Source organism: Rhizobacter sp. (genome assembly GCF_035702065.1).
Classification (GTDB): Bacteria; Pseudomonadota; Gammaproteobacteria; order Burkholderiales; family Burkholderiaceae_C; genus Rhizobacter.
On sequence record NZ_DASSRA010000020.1, the window covers coordinates 1 to 21,622 of the forward strand.

The window sequence follows — 21,622 nt, forward strand, 5'->3', positions numbered from 1 at the left end:
TACAAGATCAAGGTGGGGACGCTCCGCTCGATCGGCGCGATTGTTCCATACGCATCCAGTGCTCCCACAGGATGACCACTTCTCGGGCCAGTTGTTCCAGGCTCAGGCCTTCATTGCAGACGATGGCGTCCGCGGCGGCCCGGCGAGCGGAGCGGGGCGCTTGCTGCGAAACCACGGATTCGACGGCCTCGCGTGACCAGCCGGAACGCTTGGTCACGCGTTCGACCTGCGTGGCCTCGGTGCAATCCACCACCAGGACGCGATCGACGCGTGTGCGCCAATGGCTGGATTCGACGAGCAGCGGCACGTCGAATACCACTGGCCGCCCCGAGGCGGCCTCGGCCAGGCGGTTGCACTCGGCGCCGATCATGGGGTGGAGGATGGCTTCCAGCCGGGCCTTCGCCGTCTTGTCGGCGAAGACAAGGTCGCGCATGCGGGCGCGGTCCAGCGCGCCGCTGGCGTCGATGCAGCTCGCCCCGAACGCCTCACGGACGGCCGAGATGGCGGCCCCGCCGGGCAGCGTGAGCGATCGAGCGATCGCATCGGTGTCGATGAGGGCCGCGCCTCGCTCGACAAGAAGTTGGGCAACGGTGCTCTTGCCGCTGCCAATGCCGCCCGTCAGACCGATCCGCAGGTGGAAGTGGGCCGCCATCGGCGCCGCTCTTCCGTTGTTCAGGCCCAACCCAGCCAGCCCAGCACGCGCTGCTGGCCGGCGAGCATCACCACGACACCGCCCCCGGCGAGGAACGGGCCGAAAGGCACGTAGCGCCCCTCGCGCAGGCTGCTGGACAGCTTCATGGCGATGCCGACCACCGCGCCGATGACCGAGGCGCCCAGCACGATCGGCAAGATCATCTGCCAGCCAAGCCAGGCCCCCAGCGCCGCAAGCAGCTTGAAGTCACCGTAGCCCATGCCCTCTTTGCCAGTGGTAAGTTTGAACAGCCAATACACCGACCACAGCGACAGGTAGCCGACGATTGCACCCCACACGGATTGAGGCAGAGGGATCGTCCAGCCCACCACGCTGGCCAGCAGGCCGGCCCACAGCAGTGGCAAAGTGAGGTTGTCGGGAAGGAGCGTGGTGTCCCAGTCAATCCCAGCCAGTGCGATCAGCATGGCGACGAAGAGGCACCAGAGGAGTGCCGTCGGGGCAGCCCCGAAGCGCCACCCGACTGCGGCAAAGAGCGCGCCGGTGAATATCTCGACAAGGGGGTAGCGCGGCGAAATGCGTGTCTTGCATTCGGCGCAACGCCCACGCAACCGCAGGTAGCTCAAGACGGGGATGTTCTCGTGCCAGGCGATCAAGTGGCCGCAGGCGGGGCAGCGGGAGCGGGGGTGGCTGAGCTGCAATGTGCCGAGTTTGCTCAATGCGGCCGTCAGCGACTTGCCGGCCTCTTCCGTAGAGCGGGAGGGCGCCGCACCGAATACCCGCTTGTGAGCGTCCGCGTCACTCAATTGATTGGCCACCTCGGCCCACCAGCCGCGATCGAGGATCTGCGGCAGGCGGTGGATCACGACATTCAGAAAACTGCCGATGCACAGGCCCAGGAGGGCCAGAAGCCAAGGGGAAAGGAGAAGGTCAGCGCCGGGCAGGATCATTGTGATCCGTCAGACCACGGAGCCGAGTTTGAAGATGGGCAGGTACATCGAGACCACAATGCCGCCGATCAAGGTGCCCAGGATCACGATGATGAAGGGCTCCATCAGCGACGAAAGGCCTTTGACGGCTTCATCCACTTCGTCCTCGTAGAACTCGGCCGCTTTGCCGAGCATGGCGTCCAGAGAGCCAGCCTCCTCACCAATGGCGCACATTTGAATCACCATGTTGGGAAACACGCCGGTGGTCTGCATGGACGCTGTCAGGCTGGCGCCCGTGGAGACATCCTTCTGGATCTGTTCGGTCGCGTCTTTGAAGACAGCGTTGCCCGACGCACCACCCACAGAATCAAGCGCCTCAACCAATGGAACGCCAGCCGCAAACATAGTGGACAGCGTACGGGTCCACCGGGCCACGGCCGATTTGTTCACCAGACTACCGAACACCGGTGCTTTGAGCAGCAGGCGATCCATGGTGCGCTGCATCCTCTCCGAGCGCTTCCAGGATTCGAAGAAGAAGTACAGGCCGCCGCCGAGGAAGCCGAAGATGGCCCACCAGTACTTCACAAAGATCTCGGACATTCCGATCACGAACAACGTAGGAGCAGGCAGGTCGGCGCCGAACGACGTGAAGACCTCCTTGAAGACAGGGATGACGAACAGCATGATGACTGCCAGCACGATGAAGGCCACCACCATCACTGCCACCGGATACATCAAGGCGGACTTGATCTTGTTCCGGATGGCCATCGTCTTTTCCTGATAGATGGCGAGGCGATCCAGCAGGGTATCCAGAATGCCGCCCGCTTCACCGGCTTCGACGAGATTGCAATAAAGCGCGTCGAAGTACAGCGGATGCTTGCGGAATGCGGACGACAAGCTCGTGCCAGTCTCGACATCTGTGCGGATATCGGTGATGAGCTTGGTCATCCTCGCGTTGGTGCTACCTCGCGCCACGATGTCGAAAGCCTGCAGGAGTGGCACCCCGGCACGCATCATGGTGGACAGCTGCCGCGTGAAGATCGCAATGTCTTTCTGCTTGATCGCTGAGCCGCCACTTGTGCGGCGCTTCTTCACCTTGGTGATTAGGATGCCCTGGCGCCGCAAGCTTGCGCTGACCACAGCTTCACCGCCCGCGCGAATCTCACCGCGAACGACCTTGCCGTTCTTGTCTTTGCCTTCCCATTCGAAGACAAATTCTTTGACAGTTTTCGTCGCTGCCTTGCCTGCTGTTGCAGTTGCCATGGTGTCTCCGAGGAAACTTCTGTCCTCGTCCCGTTGAGTTGTGTAATGCCTGCCTGGATGCGTGGATCGGCGTTATTCGTTCGTCACCGCGATAACTTCCTCAAGCGTAGTGAATCCGGCGCGTACTTTGACGAGGCCAGACTGCCGCAAATCGCGTACGCCATCGCGTAGGGCCTGGTCGGCAATGTCCATCGCCGTGCCCTCAGACAGGATGATGCGCTGGATTTCTTCGCTGATGGGCATCACTTGGTAAATGCCGACACGGCCTTTGTAGCCGTTGCTGCAGGCAGAGCATCCTACGGCACGATAGGGCTTCCAGGTGCCATCAAGGTCGGTCTCGGTGTAACCCGCCTTAAGCAAGGCCTCACGAGGGTAGTCGGCTGGCGTCTTGCACACCTCGCACAACCGACGCGCGAGGCGTTGGGCTGTGATGAGCAGAATGCTGGAGGCAATGTTGAACGGTGCGACGCCCATGTTCAACAGCCGTGTCAAAGTCGTTGGCGCGTCGTTGGTGTGCAGTGTTGACATCACCATGTGGCCCGTTTGCGCAGCCTTGATCGCGATGTCGGCAGTCTCGAGATCACGGATTTCGCCGACCATGATCACATCAGGATCCTGGCGCAGGAAAGACTTGAGTGCAGCAGAGAACGTCAGACCGGCCTTGTCATTCACGTTCACCTGGTTGATCCCAGGCAGGTTGATTTCGGCCGGGTCTTCCACCGTGGAAATATTGACACCCGGCTGATTCAGGATGTTCAGGCAGGTGTAGAGCGACACCGTCTTGCCGCTGCCCGTTGGACCGGTCACCAGGATCATGCCGTAGGGCCGGACAATGCATTTGAGCAGTCGATCCTTCTCGACCTTTTCATAGCCTAGCGCCTCAATGCCCAGCTTCGCGCTCGACGGGTCCAGAATACGAATAACGATCTTCTCGCCGAACAATGTGGGCAAGGTACTGACGCGAAAGTCGATCGCCTTGTTGCCGAATTTGAGCTTCATGCGCCCGTCTTGCGGCACGCGCTTTTCGGCAATGTCGAGGCGAGAGATAACCTTGATGCGCGAAGCCAACTTCTCTTTGATCGCGATGGGCGGCTGGGTGATTTCGCGCAACTCACCATCGACGCGGAAGCGAACGCGGTAGTGGTACTCGTAGGGCTCGAAGTGGAGGTCGGACGCTCGCGCATTGATGGCGTCGATCAGCATCTTCTGAAGAAAACGCACAACCGGGGCGTCTTCGACATCGGCAGTGACTTCTTGTGTTTCGGCTGCAGTCGCGGACTCGTCGTCTGTGACGTCGAACTCGAAGTCGCCACCAACGATGTTGTCCAGCGACTCGCTCGCGCTCGTTCCGGCGCCTTCGAGAATCTTGGCGAGCTTGTCGTGCTCGACGATGACCCATTCAGGGGAAAGTTGGGTAGCGAACTTGATCCGCTCGGCTGCCTCCTGATCGGTGGGGTCGGCGCCACCGATGAAAAGCCGATTGCCTCGTTTGCCGAGGACAACGATTTGGTACTGAGCCGCCAACTTGCCGTCGATGACGTTGCGCGGCAGACGCTGTGGGTCGACTGCGTTCAGATCCAGCAACGGCAGAGCCAGGGCGCTAGAGAGGGTATGCGCAAGATCCGCCGAGGTGACGGCCCCAGCAGCAAGCACTGACGAAAGGAAGCTGGCTTTCTTCTCTTTAGAAGACTTGACCAAGTCTTCCGCGGTCTTCGCATTCAGCTTTCCGGCATGAACCAGAACACGCGCCACGCCCGAAAGTGCGGATTGTGAGACTTCGGCAAGGGTATCCACAGAGGTGTGTGCGTTACGTCACGGTGACCATATCAAAAGATGATCGCCGATTCGCCAGGTGCTGTAAACCTGACGCCCCCGTGCAAGCGGCAACAAATCACGACTCTCGGCCGTGATCACTGCAACAAATTGATTCAGTGCGGTGGGTTGGTCGGGGTGAGAGGATTCGAACCTCCGGCCTCTACGTCCCGAACGTAGCGCTCTACCAGGCTAAGCTACACCCCGATAAAAAAGGGCCCGAGAAGGCCACTTTTGCGATCAGTCAAGACGAGCGCTCAACCGATCGAACGCAGAATTCTAGCAGAGCTTCGCGGTAGGGAGTTGCCTGAAGCGCCATCAAGTTCGCCTGGGCCTTGTCCGCTTCAGCGCGAGCCGCGTCTCGTGTGGCTTCAATGGCACCTGTGCGGCGAACGATGTCCACAATCTCGGCGAGGCGAGTCACTTCACCCTGCTCAATTGCATGGCGCACCATGAGACGCTCTTCGGCGCTGGCGCGCTCCATTGCGATCAGGAGCGGCAGCGTGGGTTTGCCTTCCCGCAGGTCGTCACCGACGTTCTTGCCTAATTCCGATGTTGAGCCTTCGTAGTCGAGCAGGTCGTCGACCAGCTGAAATGCGGTGCCAAGGGAGCGGCCGTAGCTTGCGCAGGCGTCCTCAACCTCGGGGCTCGCGTCAGCCAGTACTGCACCCAGTCGGGCGCTCGCCTCGAAAAGCTTCGCGGTCTTGAATCGGATGACTTTGAGATAGTCCTCGACAGCCAGATCCGGGTCGTGCATGTTCATCAGTTGGAGAACTTCGCCCTCTGCGATCACATTTGTGGCGTCGGCGAGAACTTCCAACACGCGCATCCGATTCACCGAAACCATCATTTGGAATGCACGCGAGTACAGGAAATCACCGACCAGCACGCTGGCTGCGTTGCCGAACAAGGCATTCGCTGTTTCTCGCCCCCGTCGCAATGCGGATTCGTCAACGACATCGTCGTGAAGCAACGTAGCGGTATGAATGAATTCGACAGTGGCAGCGAGCTCGAACCGTTCCCGGCCGCGGAATCCAAGCGCATTGGAGAACAGCAACACAAGCATTGGACGGATTCTCTTGCCGCCCGCGCTGATGATGTAGTGCGATATCTGATTGATCAGTGCGACATCCGACGCCAAGCGGCGCTGGATGACGGCATCGACTTCCCGCATTTCGGCGGCCATCAGCTGAGTAGGGCCGGGGCTGGCTGCGGTGGGCTGCTGGGTGGTGGTTGGTTGCACGGGGGGCTCGGGGAGTACGGCAAATTATAGGAAGGGCCGGCTGGCCGCAGACTGAAACTGGGCGGTGGAGGGCACCCTAGCCGGCGCGGGCTGAAGCAATTGGCCTCGTTGCTCAATTCATGCTAGACTCTAAGGCTCTGCGTGTTTTCGCGGGGCTGCTTGAGCAAAGTTTTCATTGCTTGGCAGATTCACTGAAAGGGCTGATATGTACGCGGTCATAAAAACCGGCGGGAAGCAATACAGAGTTGCTGCCGGCGAAAAGATCAAAATAGAACAGATTGCTGCGGACGTTGGCCAAGAGATCACGATCGACCAAGTTCTGGCTGTTGGAAACGGCGCCGATTTGAAGGTCGGGACTCCCTTGGTATCCGGCGCAAGCGTCAAGGCCACGGTTGTGGCTCAAGGCAGGCATGACAAGGTTCGCATCTTCAAGATGCGTCGTCGTAAGCACTATCAAAAGCGTCAAGGCCATCGTCAGGCCTTTACCGAGCTTGAGATCAGTGCAGTCAACGCCTGAGAACGAAGGAGCTAAACCATGGCACAGAAAAAAGGCGGCGGTTCCACCCGGAACGGCCGCGATTCCCAACCCAAGATGCTCGGCGTGAAGGCGTTCGGCGGCCAGTTGATTCCGGCGGGCTCGATCATCGTGCGTCAGCGTGGCACCAAGTTCCATGCCGGGACCAATGTCGGCGTTGGCAAGGACCACACCTTGTTCGCGTTGGTAGATGGTGAGGTGAGCTTCGCCGTCAAGGGCCCGAACAACCGCCAGACGGTCAGCGTGAAGGCCCAGGGCTGATCGAAGTCCGTTGCCAACAGGCTGCCAAGCCCCGGTTCGCCGGGGCTTTCCTTTTTTTGCATGGGGCCTGCGCCTCGGCTACCGTAGCGGCCTGAGGTACGAGTGAAAGCACACCATGAAATTCGTTGACGAAGCCACCATCGACGTGGCTGCCGGGAATGGCGGCAACGGCTGCATGAGTTTTCGCCGTGAGAAGTTCATCCCATTCGGCGGCCCGAATGGCGGGGATGGTGGCAAGGGCGGCAGCGTCTTCGCTGTCGGGGACCGCAACCTCAACACGTTGATCGATTTCCGTTATGCGCGTCGCCATGAGGCGCGCAACGGCGAGAACGGTCGCGGTTCGGACCAGTACGGGGCCGCCGCCGCGGACATCGTCTTGCGCATGCCCATGGGCACCATCATCAAGGACTTGGATACCGGCACCGTCATTGCCGAGTTGCTGGTGCCTGATGAGAAAGTCCTCTTGGCCAAAGGCGGTGATGGTGGCTTCGGCAATCTGCATTTCAAGACGAGCACGAACCGAGCGCCGCGGCAGAAGACTCCGGGTTGGCCCGGAGAGCAGCGCAAACTCAAGCTCGAGTTGCGGGTATTGGCCGATGTGGGCCTGCTCGGCATGCCCAATGCCGGCAAGTCCACGCTGATTGCCGCGATCTCCAACGCACGCCCCAAGATCGCTGACTACCCCTTCACGACGCTGCACCCTAACCTCGGTGTGGTGCGAGTTGCTGCGGAGCAAAGCTTTGTTGTGGCCGACATCCCGGGGCTGATCGAGGGCGCGTCGGAAGGCGCGGGGCTTGGGCACTTGTTCTTGCGTCACCTGCAGCGTACCCATCTGCTGCTGCACCTCGTCGACATGGCGCCGTTCGATGAGAGCATCGATCCGGTGGCGCAGGCCAAGGCCATCGTGGGCGAGTTGAAGAAGTACGACCAAGCCCTCCACGACAAGCCGCGATGGCTGGTGTTGAACAAGTTGGACATGGTGCCGTTGGAAGAGCGAGAGAAGCGCGTCAAGGATTTCGTCAAGCGCTTCAAATGGAAAGGGCCTGTGTTCCAGATATCCGCTCTCACGCGCGAAGGTTGCGAGCATCTGGTTCAGGCCATCTATCAGCATGTGTCTGCGCTCAAGAACGTGATCCCGGATGCGCCGGATCCTCGTTTCACCGAGGGCGCAGAGAACCTGTCTCCTTCGCCATGACCGACGCACTCAAGAACGCAAAGCGCATCGTCGTCAAAGTGGGGTCGAGCCTCGTCACCAACGAGGGGCGAGGGCTGGATGCGCAAGCCATCGGAACGTGGTGCCGCCAGTTGGCGGCGCTTGCCGCGCAGGGCCGCGAGGTCGTGATGGTGTCGAGCGGCGCGGTGGCCGAAGGCATGAAGCGCCTTGGTTGGTCGGTCCGGCCCAAGGAGATCCATGAGTTGCAGGCTGCTGCAGCGGTAGGCCAGATGGGGTTGGCGCAGATGTACGAGACGCAGCTGCGTAACCACGGCATGGGCAGTGCACAGGTGCTGCTGACGCACGCTGATTTGGCTGACCGGGAGCGTTATTTGAATGCGCGCTCCACGCTGCTGACGCTTCTCAGGCTGAAGGTGCTGCCGGTCATCAACGAGAACGACACCGTCGTCAATGACGAGATCAAGTTCGGTGACAACGACACCTTGGGTGCACTGGTAGCGAACCTGGTCGAAGCCGATGCGCTGGTGATCCTGACCGATCAGAAAGGCCTGTACGCTGCTGATCCTCGCAAGGATCCGTCGGCGCAGTTCATTCACGAAGCCCAAGCGGGCACGCCCGAGCTTGAGCGCATGGCAGGTGGCGCCGGGTCGAGCATCGGCCGCGGCGGCATGATCACCAAGGTGCTGGCCGCCAAGCGCGCCGCGAGCAGCGGCGCATCGACTGTCATCGCGTGGGGCCGTGAACCTGATGTGCTGATTCGACTGGCTGCGGGTGAGTCAATCGGGACGGCGTTGACTGCATCGACGGCCAAGCTCGCGGCACGCAAGCAATGGATGGCCGATCACCTGCAATTTCGCGGTGCGGTGGTGATCGACGATGGCGCCGCTGCCAAGCTGCGCGATGAGGGCAAGAGCCTGTTGCCTATCGGTATGACCGAGGTGCAGGGCGAGTTCGTTCGTGGCGACGTGATTGCGGTGCGCGACAAGAGTGGCGTCGAGATCGCGCGCGGCTTGGCCAACTACGCAAGCTCAGAAGCGCGCTTGATTGCCCGCAAGCCCTCCAGCGAGTTCGAACGATTGCTTGGCTTCACCGGCGAGCCGGAGATGATCCACCGCGATAACCTCGTTCTGGCCTGATTGGGATCAGGCGGCGGGGTCGTCTCGCGGGGTTTCGTCCAGCGCAGCCGAATCGGTATCGGCCAAGTCGTCGCGATGATGCGGACGCATGCCTGAGCGCAGATACCGGTTGTGGTGGTTGTTGCGCGGCAGGAAGCGCGCCAACTCCGTGAGGGCCATCTGGTATACGTCGCGCTTGAATTCGATCACCAGGTCGAGCGGTACCCAGTATTCGTTCCAGCGCCACGCATCGAACTCCGGATGGTCGGTGGCGCGTAGATTCATGTCGCTGTCCCGGCCCGTGAGCTGCAGCAAAAACCAGATTTGTTTCTGGCCACGGTAGTGGCCTCGCGCGTCGCGCCGGATGAAGTGGTCGGGTACCTCATAGCGCAGCCAGTCGCGAGTGCGTGCAACGATGCGAACGTGGTCGGGCGTCAACCCCACTTCTTCGTGGAGCTCGCGGAACATCGCCTGCTCGGGCGTTTCGCCGTATTTGATGCCCCCTTGCGGGAACTGCCAGGAGTGGGTGCGAATGCGTTTGCCCCAAAAAACCTGGTTCTTGGTATTGAGCAGGATGATGCCGACGTTGGGTCTGAACCCTTCGCGGTCGAGCATAATCAACCTCAAATTCTTTAGTTGAATTCATTATTGCACCGGCATTGCGGGAATCAACCCCGCGGGTTTCCCCAAGCCTGGCCGCGTTTTTCACACCCTCCCCACGTTTCGCTCATGAAAGCCAGTCAGTTTTTCATTTCCACGCTGAAGGAAGCGCCTGCCGACGCGGAGGTGGCCAGCCACAAGCTAATGATGCGTGCGGGCTTCATCAAGCGACTGGGCGCCGGCATCTACAACTACATGCCGATGGGCTTGCGGGTGATTCGAAAGGTCGAGGCCATCATTCGCGAAGAGATGAACCGCGCCGGCGCGGTGGAGCTCTTGATGCCGGTGGTGCAACCGGCCGAGTTGTGGCAAGAGACGGGGCGCTTCCAGGCGATGGGGCCGGAACTGCTGCGCGTCAAAGACAGGCATGAGCGCGACTTCATCATTCAGCCGACGTCGGAAGAGGTGATCACCGACATCGCACGCCAGGAGTTGCGCAGCTACCGCATGCTGCCGAAGAACTTCTATCACATCCAGACCAAGTTCCGCGACGAGCGCCGGCCACGTTTCGGCGTGATGCGCGGGCGCGAGTTCACGATGAAGGACGCGTACTCCTTCGATCGCGACGTGGCATCGGCCGGCAAGAGCTACGACGCGATGTATGCCGCCTACGTCCGGATCTTCGAGCGCATGGGCCTGACCTTCCGCGCTGTGGCGGCCGACACCGGCGCCATCGGTGGCGACCGTTCGCACGAGTTCCAGGTGATCGCCGACACCGGCGAAGACGCCATTGCCTACTGCCCGAGTTCGGACTACGCCGCGAACGTCGAACTCGCAGAAGCCGTTTCATTGATCGACCACCGCGCAGCGCCCACGCAGGCACTGGCCAAGACGCCCACGCCCGGCAAGAGCACCTGCGAAGATGTTGCCGAGCTGCTGGGTCTGCCGCTGTCGCAAACCGTGAAGTCATTGGTGCTTGCCACCGACGAGAAGAACGAAGGTGGCGACGTGGTCAAGAGCACTGTGTGGTTGCTGCTGGTCCGTGGCGACCACACGCTGAACGAGGTGAAGGCCGGAAAAGTGCCAGGCCTGAAAGGGGGCTATCGCTTTGCCACCACGGCCGAGATCGAAGACCACTTTGGCTGCAAGCCGGGTTACCTTGGCCCCATCGGGCTGAAGAAGCCGGTGAAGCTGGTGGTCGATCGCACCGTGGCCGCGATGAGCGACTTTGTGTGCGGCGCCAACGAAGCCGACTTCCATTACACCGGCACGAACTGGGTGCGCGACCTGCCCGAGCCCAATCTTGTGGCCGACATCCGCAACGTGGTCGAAGGCGACCCGTCGCCCGATGGCAAGGGCAAGCTGGCGATGCAGCGCGGCATCGAGGTTGGCCACGTGTTCTACCTCGGGACCAAGTACTCGAAGGCCATGAACGCGACCTACCTCGACGAGAACGGCAAGCCGCAGCTTCTGGAGATGGGGTGCTACGGCATTGGCGTCACCCGGTTGTTGGGCGCTGCCATCGAGCAGAACCATGACGAGCGCGGCATCATCTGGCCGGCTTCGATGGCACCGTTCGCCGTCGTGCTGTGCCCCATTGGCTATGACCGCTCCAACGAGGTCAAGGTTGCGGCTGATCAGCTCTACGAACAGCTGCTCGCACAAGGCGTCGATGTGATCCTCGATGACCGTGGCGAGCGCCCGGGTGCGATGTTTGCCGACTGGGAGCTGATCGGGGCGCCGCACCGCGTGGTGCTGTCGGATCGCGGGCTCAAGGAAGGCAAGGTCGAGTACCAGGGCCGGCGCGATGCGCAGGCATCGAGCGTCCCCGCTGCCGAGGTGGCCGCCTTCGTGAAGGCCAAGCTCGGCTCATGAACACGGAAGCGGGGCGGGCGCGGCGGCGGCTCCTGGCTGCCGCGGCGTTGTCGCCTTTGTGGCTGGCGAGCGGGCCGTCGCGCGCGGGTGCCCAGGTGGAAGAGCCGTTGGCTGACGCGGTGCGCTCGGCGCTGTCGGCCGCCATCGCCAACAAGGCACCACCCAAGCCGGCGTTCGACAGCATCGAGGAGCGTCTTGCCTACCTCAAGTGGTTGGGCGAGATGAGCACGCGCTTGAAGAAGCGCAAGGCCGAACATGTGGCCCGGGTGGAGTTCTTGGAGGCGCTCTGGTACGAGAGCGCGCGTGCAGGCCTCGAACCCTCTTTGGTGCTGGGCGTGGTGCAGGTGGAAAGCGGCTTTCGCAAGTACGCCATCAGCAGCGCCGGCGCGCGCGGCTACATGCAGGTGATGCCTTTCTGGGCGCGCACGATCGGTGACGGCGATGCCACGCGGCTCTTCCACATGCAGACCAATCTGCGCTTTGGCTGCGTGATCCTGCGCCACTACCTCAACCTCGAACGCGGCGACTTGTTCCTGGCGCTGGGCCGCTACAACGGCAGCCGCGGACGGGCGGAGTACCCCGACCTCGTGTTTGGGGCACGCAAGAGCTGGGCTTTCAAGCCGACCTGAGACGACTCACAGGCCGGCCCATGTCTTGGGGTGCGCCTCGGCCACGCCGAGTAGCGCGAGAACGCGCTCCACGGTGTCGTCGACCAAATCGTCGATGGTGGCGGGCCGATGGTAGAACGCCGGCAACGGCGGGAAGACGATGCCTCCCATCTCGGTCACCGCCGTCATGTTGCGCAAGTGCGCCAGGTTGAATGGCGTCTCGCGCACCATCAGCACGAGTTTGCGGCGTTCCTTGAGCGCCACGTCGGCGGCGCGGCTGAGCAGGTTGTCCGACAGCCCATGGGCAATCGCGGCCAGCGTCTTCATGGAACAGGGGGCCACCACCATGGCATCGGTGGCAAAGGAACCGCTGGCGATGGCCGCGCCCACGTCGGACGGGTTGTAGGCGGTATGCGCCAGAGCTTCCAGCGCGTTGCGGTCCAGACCCAACTCGTGGTGCACGTTGAGCACCCCTGCCGGGCTGGCCACCAGATGAGTCTCTCGACCTGCGGCCTTCAGCCGCTGCAGAAGCCGAACACCGTAGAGCGCGCCGGTGGCACCGGTGATGCCGACGACGACGCGCCCGGGTGCGGCAGATACCAAGATCAGGCCTGTGCGCCGAGCACTTGCTGGAGTTCGCCCGCCTGGTACATCTCCATCATGATGTCGGAGCCGCCGACGAACTCGCCGTTCACGTAGAGCTGCGGGATGGTGGGCCAGTTGGCGTAGTCCTTGATGCCCTGACGCACCGCTTCGTCTTCGAGCACGTTGAAGGTCTTCAGGTCGGTCACGCCGCAGGACTTGAGGATCTGCACGGCTCGGCCCGAGAAGCCGCACATGGGGAACTGCGCCGTGCCCTTCATGAAAAGCATCACGCGGTTGTTCTTGACGAGGTCGTCGATGCGTTGTTGAACGTCGCTCATGGTCGCGGGCCGGCCGGGGGCCGGTCGTATGTCTGTGGGGATAGGTGAGGTTATACGGCAAACCAGGCCCGCGCGAGACGCGAGAGCCGGATGTCCTTGAACTCGCTCAGAACGAGTACGAGACGCCGAACTGCAGCAGTGGTGAGAAGCGCAGATCGCGCATGGTGTCGTCCAGGCTTTGCGTGCCCAGCCGCATGTTCGAGCGCGAATAGGCCATCAGGCCCAGGTCGGCGGAAAGACCCCAGCCGCCTTTGCTTGACAGGCCGGTGTAGCCCACACCCAGGTACGGCAGGGTACTGGTGGGTTCGGTGGTGGTGTCGGGGCCGCTGCGGTGCTCCATCGCCGAGGGGCTGCTCCACAGCGAACTGCGCGGGCCCAGCAACAGGCCGCTGGTGGCGCGCAGGCCGCCGCGCGTGCCGAGCCAGGGGCGGGTGAAGTAGTAGTCACCCATCACGCTCAGGCTGGAGACCTTCTGCTCGTCGCCAGTGACGACGCCGAAATCAGCACGGAATGGGGTGACCGTGGTGCCGAGCGTGAGCCGGCCTTTGAGGCCCTCCCAGGCCTGCTCGTCCGACTGGTAGTGCTGGCCTTCGCCCGGCGCGGCATGTGCGGCCGAAGCGGCCAAAGCCACTGCACCCACCCAGAACCGAACGAACCTGCACATGATTTTTCTCCTGAGGGCCCAAGCGCCGGGCTGGTGCTCGAGCGAGGAATTTCGGGTCATGCTACGCCGCTTGCCGGCCCGTGTGTAGGCTCTTCCACCATTCGGATGAGGGCTCAAGCGTGCGATGTGCAGCAATGCCGCAACAGTGTCTGTTTTCAGCTCTGCCGGCCTCCAGTGCAGCGCGTGTGGCCGGCCAAATCGTGTCGAGTCGTGACGTCTTGGAACCGATGCTGGCGCAACAGGTCCGCCACGGCCGCAGCTTGGTCGTAGCCGTGCTCCAGCAGGAGCCATCCGCCAGGCGACAGGTGCGTGCGGGCGCCGGCAATGATCTGGCGCAGAGAATCCAGGCCATCGCCACCAGGCGTGAGTGCCTGCATCGGTTCGTGTTGCAACGCAGCAAGGTGGGCGTCGTCACCCGCGATGTAGGGTGGGTTGCTTACGATCAGGTCGAAGCGCCGGCCTTCGAGCTGCTGCCACCAGTCGCTGAGCAACCATTCCACCTCCAGGCGCAGGCGCTTACCGTTCTCGCGTGCCACGGCCAGGGCCGGCGCACTGGCGTCCAGTGCCGTGATCTGCGCCTGCGGATGCGCGTGTTTCAGGGCCAGGGCAACGGCGCCGCTGCCGGTGCCCATGTCGAGCACGGCGGACGACGGGGTCATCAGCTCGATGGCCCAATCCACCAGCGTTTCGGTGTCGGGCCGCGGCACCAGCACGGCGGGTGAGACGCGCAAGGTGAGCCCGTGGAACTCTTTCTCGCCGACGAGGTAGGCGAGCGGCTCACCACCGGCGCGCCGCTTGAAGAAGCTGCGCAGGCGATGCAGCTGGTCGGCGTTCAGGCTGGCGTCGTCATTCGCCAGCAGCCAGCTGCGCGACTGCCCGAGCACGTGAGCCAGCAGCAACTGGGCATCCAGGCGATCCATGCCCAGGGTGCGGGCTTCGGCCAGCAGCGCGGCGACTGTGCTCACGTGCTGCGTCCTTCCAATTCGGCCAGCTGCTCGGCAGCGCGGGCGGCTTGCAAGGCGCCCAGCACGTCGTCCAGCTCGCCTTCCATGATGGCCTGCAGCTTGTACAGCGTGAGGTTGATGCGGTGATCGGTGAGCCGGCCCTGCGGGAAGTTGTAGGTGCGGATCCGGTCGCTGCGGTCGCCGCTGCCGATCAGGCCCTTGCGGGTGGCGGCTTCCTTCGCTGCGCGCTCGCTGCGGTCTTTCTCGCGCAGCCGCGCGACCAGCACGGCCAGGGCCTTGGCCTTGTTGCGGTGCTGCGAGCGGTCGTCCTGGCATTCGGCCACGATGCCGGTGGGCAGGTGGGTGACGCGGATGGCGCTGTCGGTCTTGTTCACGTGCTGGCCACCCGCGCCGCTGGCGCGGAAGGTGTCGATGCGCAGCTCGGCCGGGTTGAGCTGGATCTCTTCGGTTTCATCCGGCTCGGGCATCACGGCCACCGTGCAGGCGCTGGTGTGGATGCGGCCCTGCGTCTCGGTGGCGGGCACGCGCTGCACGCGGTGGCCGCCCGACTCGAACTTGAGACGCGCGTAGACGTCGTCACCCTCGATGCGCAGCACCACTTCCTTGTAACCACCGAGGTCGGACATGCTCTCCGACATCACCTCGGTGCGCCAACCCTGGCGCTCGGCATAGCGCAGGTACATGCGCAGCAGGTCGGCCGCAAACAGCGCCGACTCGTCGCCGCCGGTACCGGCGCGGATCTCGAGGAAGGCGTTGCGCCCGTCATCGGGGTCACGCGGCAGCAAGGCGGTCTGCAGTTCGGCGTGCAGGCGCTCGATGTCGGCTTCGGCTGCGGTGGCTTCTTCTTGCGCCATCTCCGCCATTTCGGCGTCGCCCAGCATCTCGCGGGCGGCGGCGAGGTCGCGCTCGCGCTGCTCGTACTGGCGAAAGCGCTCCACCAGCGAGCCGACCTCGGCATGTTCGCGGGTGAGGCTGCGGTATCGGTTCATGTCGCTGGCCACCTGAGGGTCGGCCAGGATCGCGTCGAGTTCGGCCAGCCGCATGGCGAGGCGCTCGAACTGTTGGCGAAGTGAATCTTTCATGCGGGCTCCGGGTGAAGGAGGCGGAGCCGGTGCGAGGTCTGCTGAATGCAAGCGCACGAACGCTCCGCCGGTGCGGCGGGCGCTGCGTCGCTAGTACTTGTCGCTGTTCTTGTCGTCGGCCGGATCGCGCGCGTTGCCGCGCAGGAAGAGCCGCGACACGGTTTGCGCGAGCTGGGCGCGGTGTTCGCCATCGGCAGCGTGCAACTCGGCCAGGGTGCCGTGCAGCATCTTCTGCGTGAGGCCGCGCGACAGCGCTTCCAGCACGGCCTCGATGTCTTCGCCTTTGGCCAGGAGCTTGCGCGCACGCGCGATCTCGGCGCTGCGCCAGTCGTCTGCCTGTGCATTGAGGGCCTGGATCAGCGGCACCGAGCCGCGTTGCCCCAGCCAGTGCACGAAGCTCTGCACGCCGCTCTCGATGATGGCCTCGGCCTGCTGCACCGCGGCTTGCCGCTTCTCGCCCGCGCCCTGCACCAGCGCAGAGAGGTCGTCGACGGTGTAGAGGTAGACGTCGGACAGGCGAGCGACCTCAGGCTCCACGTCACGCGGCACGGCCAGGTCGACCATGAACATCGGGCGGTGCTTGCGCGCCTTGAGGGCACGCTCGACGGCGCCCAGACCGATGATGGGCACCGAGCTTGCGGTGCAGGAGATCACCGCATCGAACTCGCCCAGGCGGGCGGGCAGGTCGGCCAGGCGCAGGGCTTCGGCACCGAAGCGGCTGGCGAGCTTTTCGCCGCGCTCCAGCGTGCGGTTGGCGACAGCGATGGCGCGTGGCTGCCGCGCGGCAAAGTGCGTGGCCACGAGTTCGATCATCTCGCCGGCGCCGACAAACAGCACTTTTGTCTCGTGCAGGTCTTCGAACAGCTGCGAGGCCAGCCGCACCGCGGCGGCGGCCATGCTGATGGAGTGCGAGCCGATCTCGGTGGAGGTGCGCACGTCCTTCGCCACGGCGAAGGAGCGCTGGAACATCTGGTGCAGCGTCGTACCCAGCGTGCCGGCCGTGTTGGCCTCGCGCACGGCCTGCTTCATCTGGCCGAGGATCTGCGGCTCGCCCAGCACCATCGAGTCGAGCCCGCTGGCCACGCGGAAGGCATGCCGCGCGGCGGCTCCGCCTTCGAGCACGTAGGCGTGGTGCATCAGCTGGTGGCTTTCGACGCCGCCGCGGCGGGCCAGCCAGTCAACCGCAGGCGTCACCATCTCGGGGCCCGCGGCACAGTACAGCTCGGTGCGGTTGCAGGTGGAGAGCAGCGCCACTTCGGGAGCGCCCGTGCCAGGCGTCACGCGACCGCGAAACTCCTGCAGCGTGGGCGCCAGTTGCTCAAGCGAGAACGCAAAGCGGCCCCGCAGATCCAGCGGGGCCGTTGTGTGGTTCAGGCCGAGGGCGAAAACGCTCATTCTCAGATTATAAAATTTCGCGTCGTTCCCGGGGTGAATGCCCGTTGGAACCCTTTGAGAGCCGGGTCTGGGAGTGCGCGATGGGCGCGTTGGATGGGTTGTGGCATCTGTTGAATTTCTTCGCGCCGGCACTCGGTGTGGGTGTGCTGACCGCCTGGCTGGCCAAGCTGCTGTGGTGGCGTGACCTGAAAGGCGTCTCGCCCTGGCGCATGGCGCTGTGGGCGGTCGTGGCGTCGGCGCTGGCTCTGGTTGCCGGTCTGCTGTGGACGGGCCACGACGGCAAGATGGTCACCTACGGCGCGATGGTGGTTGCCTGCGCGCTGGCCCTCTGGTGGGCCGGCTGGGGCCCGCGCCGCGGGTAGCCTCCTCAGACGGCGAGCGCGACCGTTGGGCTGTCGCTCGTCACCACCTCGGCCCGCAGCGAGTGCGGGTACGCCTGGGTGACGAGTACGTCGATCATCTGGCCGATGAGGCGCGGTTGCCCCTTGAAGTTGACGATGCGGTTGCACTCGGTGCGGCCCATCAACTCGGTTGCGTCCTTGCGCGAGCTGCCTTCGACCAGGATCTTCTGTACCGTGCCCACGCGCGATTGGCCGATGCGGCGCTGGTTGGCCTCGATCACCGCCTGCAGGTGCTGCAGCCGCTTGAGCTTCAGGTCTTGAGGGGTGTCGTCGTGCAGCGCGGCGGCGGGTGTGCCGGGCCGCGGGCTGAAGATGAAGCTGAAGCTGCTGTCGAAGCCGATGTCGTCGATCAGCTTCATCATCTTGTTGAAGTCGTCTTCGGTCTCGCCTGGGAAGCCGACGATGAAGTCGCTGGAGAGGCTGATGTCGGGCCGCACCGCGCGCAGTCTGCGTACCGTGCTCTTGTACTCCATGGCGGTGTAGCCGCGCTTCATGGCCATCAGAATGCGGTCGCTGCCGTGCTGCACAGGCAGGTGCAGGTGGTTCACCAACTGTGGCACGCGGGCGTAGACGTCGATCAGTCGCTGCGTGAACTCGTTCGGGTGGCTGGTGGTGTAGCGGATGCGTGCGATGCCGGGGATCTGCGCCACGTATTCGATCAGCAGGGCGAAGTCGGCGATCTCGTCCGTCTCGCCCATCGCGCCGCGGTAGGCGTTGACGTTCTGGCCCAACAGCGTGACCTCCTTCACGCCTTGCTCGGCGAGACGGGCCACTTCGGCCAGCACATCGTCGAACGGGCGAGAGACCTCTTCGCCGCGCGTGTAGGGCACGACGCAGTAGCTGCAGTACTTGGAGCAGCCTTCCATGATGGAGACGAATGCGGTTGCGCCTTCCACCCGTGCGGGCGGCAGGTGGTCGAACTTTTCGATCTCGGGAAAGCTGATGTCGACCTGCGGGCGGCGCTCGTGCCGGCGTTGCGCCAGCATCTGCGGCAGGCGGTGCAGGGTCTGCGGGCCGAACACCACATCGACATAGGGCGCGCGCTCGATGATGGCGGCGCCTTCCTGGCTGGCCACACAGCCGCCGACGCCGATCATGGCGCCCTTGGCCTTGAGGTGTTTCACCCGACCGAGGTCGCTGAAGACCTTCTCCTGCGCCTTCTCGCGCACCGAGCAGGTGTTGAAGAGGATCAGGTCGGCCTGTTCGACATCGTTGGTGGGTTCATAGCCTTCGGCCGCGGCGAGCACGTCGGCCATCTTGTCCGAGTCGTACTCGTTCATCTGGCAGCCGAAGGTCTTGATGAAGACCTTCTTGGAGGCGCTGGTCGTCATGACGCGGCCTCGTCAGGGCTTGGTCCAGGTCTGCGCGACCGGGTCGAACGACCACGTCTGCGCCTGCTCCAGCGTCTCGGGCCAGGGCTTCATCGCGATCTCTTCCTTGCGCAGGATCCAGACGTCTTTCACCAGCCCGGCCTGGTCGATGGTGTAGTTGACGGAGCCCTTCGCACCCACGAGTGCGCCCGACATTTCCAGCAGGTTGTTGAGCCCGCGAATGCGAGCGCCGGGAGCCAGTTGAGTGGGCTTGCCGTTGAGCACGACCTGCGGCGGCGTGCCGAAGGCGATGGTGCCGCGCAAGGCGTTCTGGGGGAAGCTGCGTTGCACCTGGGCTGCGGCCGGCAGGACAAGGGTGACGGTGGCAACGGCAGCGATGAGACAGCGGTACATGGTGTAGATCCAGTGGCTGTTGAGGGGAGAAAGATGAACCACAAACAACAACGGCTCCGAGTCGGTGAGACCGGGAGCCGCAGGTGGAACAGATTCTGGTGGCGCTTCAGGGATTCGAACCCCGGACCTGCGGATTATGATTCCGTCGCTCTAACCGGCTGAGCTAAAGCGCCTGAGCCGCGCATTATAACCATCACTTTTGTGGTCGCTTGCTGCGACCTGCCAACCGATTCACATGTTCAGCTTCTTCAAGAAAAAACCCGTGGTGCCCGACGCCATGGCGCCGAGCGTTGCACCCTCTACCGTGCCCCCGCCGGAGCCTGCACAGGCCGAGCGCGCTTCGTGGCTGGACAAGCTGCGCGGCGGGTTGCGCAAGACGAGCACGGGCATCGCCCGGGTCTTCACCGGAACGCAGATTGACGATGCGCTCTACGAAGACCTCGAGTCCGCGCTGCTGATGGCCGATGCGGGCGTGAAAGCCACGGAGTTTCTGCTGGCCGATCTGAAACGCCGGGTGAAGGAAGCGCGCGCCACCGACCCCGCCGCGGTGAAGGGCCTGTTGGCCGATGCAGTGGCCGAACTGCTCAAGCCACTTGAGAAGTCGCTCCAGGTCGGCGAGCAGCGGCCGACGGTGATGATGGTGGTGGGCGTGAACGGCGCCGGCAAAACGACCAGCATCGGCAAGCTCACGCGGCACCTGGCCGATGGCGGCCAGAAGGTATTGCTCGCAGCGGCCGACACCTTCCGCGCCGCGGCGCGCGAACAGCTGGCGGTCTGGGCCGAGCGGGCCGATCGGCCGCAGGCCGCGCGCCAGGCGGTCGAGATCGTCAGCCAGGAAAGCGGCGACCCGGCCGCCGTGAGCTTCGACGCCGTGGTCGCCGGCCAGTCACGCGGTTGCGACGTGGTGATCGCCGACACCGCGGGCCGGCTCACCACGCAGGTTCACCTGATGGAAGAGCTCAAGAAGATCAAGCGCGTGATCGGCAAGGCGCAGGGCGGCGCGCCCCACGAAGTGCTGCTGGTGGTGGACGGCAACACGGGGCAAAACGCACTGTCGCAGGTCAAGTCCTTCGACGATGCATTGCAACTCACCGGCTTGATCGTGACCAAGCTCGATGGCACGGCCAAGGGCGGCGTGTTGGCAGCGATCGCCCGCGAGCGGCCGATCCCGGTCTACTTCATCGGCGTGGGCGAAAAGCTCGAAGACCTGCAGACCTTCGATGCGCGAGAGTTCGCGCAGGCCTTGCTGAGCTGACGCAGGCTCAGCGGATCGAGGGGCCGCCCGAGCCGCGAGGCGGCATGGGCGTCGGTGCCAGTGGCACGGAAGACGAATCGAGTTCGTCGAACCAGGTCGACGAGGGCGGATCACGCTGCTCGAAGCCGTCGTCGTCTGTCGCCACTGCAGCGGGTTGGCGCGGCGTGGCCGCCTGGGCCGGCCGGGTTGGTTGCAGGCCGGCCGGCGAGGTGGGTGCGGCGGCCGTGGCGGAAGGCGCGTCGACCGGCATCTTGAGAATGGCGTTGCGTGCCCCGATCGAGTTGGGCAAGGCATCTTCGCGCCAGATGTGCAGCGGGATCTCGGCGGCCTTCAGCACGCGGTCCATGCGGGAGTGGCGCTGTTTGGCGCGGTCGTTTTCCTGAGATTCGGGGGCGCGGATGTCGACCACCGCGATCACCTGCGAGACGCTGTCGCACACCACCAGGTCGGCGCACAACACGCCGACGCGGCGCAGCCATTCCGAGTAGGAATGGCGGGTCGGCACCTTCAGGAAGCGGGCCAGCGGCACCTGGGCCAGGATGATGTGCTCGGGCAGGCCGGCGCGAAGGGCGGCGTAGGCCTTCCGTTCGGGCGTGGTCATGATGCGCGTGGCTTGCGGGTGCCAGTGCATCAGGGTGTCGGAGCCGTCGTCATTGGAGCGGGATTTGCCGCGCTGGGACGACGACGCCCCACGCGGCGATTGCTGTCGCTTCCATAGCCACAACAAGGCGACGAGCAGGATCAGCCCGCCGACGATCAGAAGCGTTTGCATGTCAGTTGTACGACAAGTGTGTGTGGATACTGACCATAGCTGCCTCGCGGGGCATGGTCAATCGGAAAGGCCCTCGGGGCGGTCGGTCAGCGCAGGCCGCCGGGGCCGCCGAGGCCCTTCATGCCGCCCATGCGCTTCATCATTTTCATCAGGCCACCGCCCTTCATCTTCTTCATCATGCCCTGCATCTGCTCGAACTGGTTGAGCATGCGGTTGACATCCTGGATCTGCACCCCGGCGCCCTGCGCGATGCGGCGCTTGCGGCTGGCCTTGGTCTTGCCCTCCAGCAGCAGCGCGGGCTGGCGGCGCTCCTTGGCGGTCATGGCGTTCAGCATGCCCTCCATGCGCCGCATGTCGCGCTCGGCGCGGTCCATGTC

23 protein-coding genes, 2 tRNA genes and 1 pseudogene are annotated in these 21,622 nt (G+C 63.8%); 8 read left to right on the forward strand and 18 right to left on the reverse strand.

Annotated features, from left to right (window positions below; translation table 11 throughout):
• Positions 1-7 precede the first annotated feature (7 nt).
• The 6 genes from coaE to ispB all read right to left on the reverse strand — a co-directional run bounded on the left by coaE (position 8) and on the right by ispB (position 5,839).
• Positions 8-652 carry a dephospho-CoA kinase gene (coaE, locus tag VFL64_RS00905; RefSeq protein WP_489538497.1) on the reverse strand — a complete coding sequence of 215 codons (645 nt, stop codon included), beginning with the start codon at positions 650-652 and terminating at the stop codon, positions 8-10.
• 20 nt (positions 653-672) lie between these two features.
• Positions 673-1,599 carry a prepilin peptidase gene (locus VFL64_RS00910; RefSeq protein ID WP_489538498.1) on the reverse strand — a complete coding sequence of 309 codons (927 nt, stop codon included), beginning with the start codon at positions 1,597-1,599 and terminating at the stop codon, positions 673-675.
• Between the two features lie 9 nt (positions 1,600-1,608).
• On the reverse strand, positions 1,609-2,841 hold the full coding sequence (locus VFL64_RS00915; protein ID WP_489538499.1) for a type II secretion system F family protein: 1,233 nt from the start codon (positions 2,839-2,841) through the stop codon (positions 1,609-1,611).
• Between the two features lie 72 nt (positions 2,842-2,913).
• A complete protein-coding gene (gene pilB, locus VFL64_RS00920; protein WP_489538500.1) occupies positions 2,914-4,635 on the reverse strand; it encodes a type IV-A pilus assembly ATPase PilB in 1,722 nt (573 codons plus the stop codon).
• A gap of 148 nt (positions 4,636-4,783) precedes the next feature.
• Positions 4,784-4,860 (reverse strand) — tRNA-Pro (locus tag VFL64_RS00925).
• Positions 4,861-4,897: 37 nt separating this feature from the next.
• Entirely contained in the window at positions 4,898-5,839 is a 942-nt protein-coding gene (gene ispB, locus VFL64_RS00930; protein WP_489538519.1) for an octaprenyl diphosphate synthase, read from the reverse strand.
• A gap of 262 nt (positions 5,840-6,101) precedes the next feature.
• Here ispB and rplU point away from each other — a divergent pair, with 262 nt between their 5' ends.
• The 4 genes from rplU (at position 6,102) to proB (ending at position 9,002) form a co-directional block, all read left to right on the forward strand.
• On the forward strand, positions 6,102-6,413 hold the full coding sequence (gene rplU, locus VFL64_RS00935) for a 50S ribosomal protein L21 (protein ID WP_489538501.1): 312 nt from the start codon (positions 6,102-6,104) through the stop codon (positions 6,411-6,413).
• Positions 6,414-6,431: 18 nt separating this feature from the next.
• Positions 6,432-6,692 (forward strand): 50S ribosomal protein L27, encoded by a 261-nt coding sequence (gene rpmA / locus VFL64_RS00940; protein ID WP_489538502.1) that lies wholly within the window; start codon positions 6,432-6,434, stop codon positions 6,690-6,692.
• 115 nt (positions 6,693-6,807) lie between these two features.
• A complete protein-coding gene (gene cgtA / locus VFL64_RS00945; RefSeq protein ID WP_489538503.1) occupies positions 6,808-7,887 on the forward strand; it encodes an Obg family GTPase CgtA in 1,080 nt (359 codons plus the stop codon).
• A complete protein-coding gene (gene proB / locus VFL64_RS00950; protein ID WP_489538504.1) occupies positions 7,884-9,002 on the forward strand; it encodes a glutamate 5-kinase in 1,119 nt (372 codons plus the stop codon). Before cgtA ends, proB begins: the two co-directional genes overlap by 4 nt.
• A gap of 6 nt (positions 9,003-9,008) precedes the next feature.
• On the opposite strand, the gene VFL64_RS00955 is transcribed toward proB, so the two are convergent.
• Positions 9,009-9,596, reverse strand: coding sequence for an RNA pyrophosphohydrolase (locus VFL64_RS00955; protein WP_489538505.1), 588 nt, complete (start codon positions 9,594-9,596; stop codon positions 9,009-9,011).
• 114 nt (positions 9,597-9,710) lie between these two features.
• Between VFL64_RS00955 and VFL64_RS00960 the strand changes: the two genes are divergently transcribed.
• Positions 9,711-11,456, forward strand: coding sequence for a proline--tRNA ligase (locus VFL64_RS00960; RefSeq protein ID WP_489538506.1), 1,746 nt, complete (start codon positions 9,711-9,713; stop codon positions 11,454-11,456).
• Entirely contained in the window at positions 11,453-12,085 is a 633-nt protein-coding gene (locus VFL64_RS00965) for a lytic transglycosylase domain-containing protein (protein ID WP_489538507.1), read from the forward strand. The genes VFL64_RS00960 and VFL64_RS00965 overlap by 4 nt, the downstream gene beginning before the upstream one ends.
• Before the next feature lie 6 nt (positions 12,086-12,091).
• On the opposite strand, the gene VFL64_RS00970 is transcribed toward VFL64_RS00965, so the two are convergent.
• The 6 genes from VFL64_RS00970 to hemA form a co-directional block, all read right to left on the reverse strand.
• The gene (locus VFL64_RS00970; RefSeq protein ID WP_489538508.1) at positions 12,092-12,667 is read right to left on the reverse strand and encodes a UbiX family flavin prenyltransferase; all 576 of its coding nucleotides are present in this window, start codon (positions 12,665-12,667) and stop codon (positions 12,092-12,094) included.
• Positions 12,668-12,669: 2 nt separating this feature from the next.
• Positions 12,670-12,987, reverse strand: coding sequence for a Grx4 family monothiol glutaredoxin (grxD, locus tag VFL64_RS00975; protein WP_489538509.1), 318 nt, complete (start codon positions 12,985-12,987; stop codon positions 12,670-12,672).
• A gap of 106 nt (positions 12,988-13,093) precedes the next feature.
• Complete coding sequence (locus VFL64_RS00980) at positions 13,094-13,651, reverse strand: hypothetical protein (protein ID WP_489538510.1); 558 nt, start codon at positions 13,649-13,651, stop codon at positions 13,094-13,096.
• 155 nt (positions 13,652-13,806) lie between these two features.
• Positions 13,807-14,616 carry a peptide chain release factor N(5)-glutamine methyltransferase gene (gene prmC / locus VFL64_RS00985; protein ID WP_489538511.1) on the reverse strand — a complete coding sequence of 270 codons (810 nt, stop codon included), beginning with the start codon at positions 14,614-14,616 and terminating at the stop codon, positions 13,807-13,809.
• Positions 14,613-15,698 carry a peptide chain release factor 1 gene (gene prfA / locus VFL64_RS00990; protein ID WP_489538512.1) on the reverse strand — a complete coding sequence of 362 codons (1,086 nt, stop codon included), beginning with the start codon at positions 15,696-15,698 and terminating at the stop codon, positions 14,613-14,615. The genes prmC and prfA overlap by 4 nt, the downstream gene beginning before the upstream one ends.
• Before the next feature lie 90 nt (positions 15,699-15,788).
• Complete coding sequence (hemA, locus tag VFL64_RS00995; RefSeq protein WP_489538513.1) at positions 15,789-17,093, reverse strand: glutamyl-tRNA reductase; 1,305 nt, start codon at positions 17,091-17,093, stop codon at positions 15,789-15,791.
• 110 nt (positions 17,094-17,203) lie between these two features.
• Between hemA and VFL64_RS01000 the strand changes: the two genes are divergently transcribed.
• Positions 17,204-17,455: a hypothetical protein gene (locus tag VFL64_RS01000; RefSeq protein WP_489538514.1), complete on the forward strand. Its 252-nt coding sequence runs from the start codon at positions 17,204-17,206 to the stop codon at positions 17,453-17,455.
• Between the two features lie 5 nt (positions 17,456-17,460).
• On the opposite strand, the gene miaB is transcribed toward VFL64_RS01000, so the two are convergent.
• The 3 genes from miaB to VFL64_RS01015 all read right to left on the reverse strand — a co-directional run bounded on the left by miaB (position 17,461) and on the right by VFL64_RS01015 (position 19,391).
• Positions 17,461-18,825: a tRNA (N6-isopentenyl adenosine(37)-C2)-methylthiotransferase MiaB gene (gene miaB, locus VFL64_RS01005; protein ID WP_489538515.1), complete on the reverse strand. Its 1,365-nt coding sequence runs from the start codon at positions 18,823-18,825 to the stop codon at positions 17,461-17,463.
• A gap of 12 nt (positions 18,826-18,837) precedes the next feature.
• Positions 18,838-19,218 (reverse strand): hypothetical protein, encoded by a 381-nt coding sequence (locus VFL64_RS01010; RefSeq protein WP_489538516.1) that lies wholly within the window; start codon positions 19,216-19,218, stop codon positions 18,838-18,840.
• A gap of 96 nt (positions 19,219-19,314) precedes the next feature.
• Positions 19,315-19,391: transfer RNA gene (locus VFL64_RS01015), tRNA-Met, on the reverse strand.
• A gap of 62 nt (positions 19,392-19,453) precedes the next feature.
• On the opposite strand from VFL64_RS01015, the gene ftsY reads away from it, so the two are divergent.
• Positions 19,454-20,473 carry a signal recognition particle-docking protein FtsY gene (gene ftsY / locus VFL64_RS01020; protein ID WP_489538517.1) on the forward strand — a complete coding sequence of 340 codons (1,020 nt, stop codon included), beginning with the start codon at positions 19,454-19,456 and terminating at the stop codon, positions 20,471-20,473.
• Positions 20,474-20,480: 7 nt separating this feature from the next.
• On the opposite strand, the gene VFL64_RS01025 is transcribed toward ftsY, so the two are convergent.
• Both VFL64_RS01025 and VFL64_RS01030 read right to left on the reverse strand, forming a co-directional pair.
• Positions 20,481-21,245, reverse strand: a complete 765-nt coding sequence (locus VFL64_RS01025; protein ID WP_489538518.1) for a DUF2726 domain-containing protein — start codon at positions 21,243-21,245, stop codon at positions 20,481-20,483.
• An 86-nt stretch (positions 21,246-21,331) separates the two neighbouring features.
• A pseudogene (locus VFL64_RS01030) lies at positions 21,332-21,622 on the reverse strand (signal recognition particle protein); the annotation flags it as partial.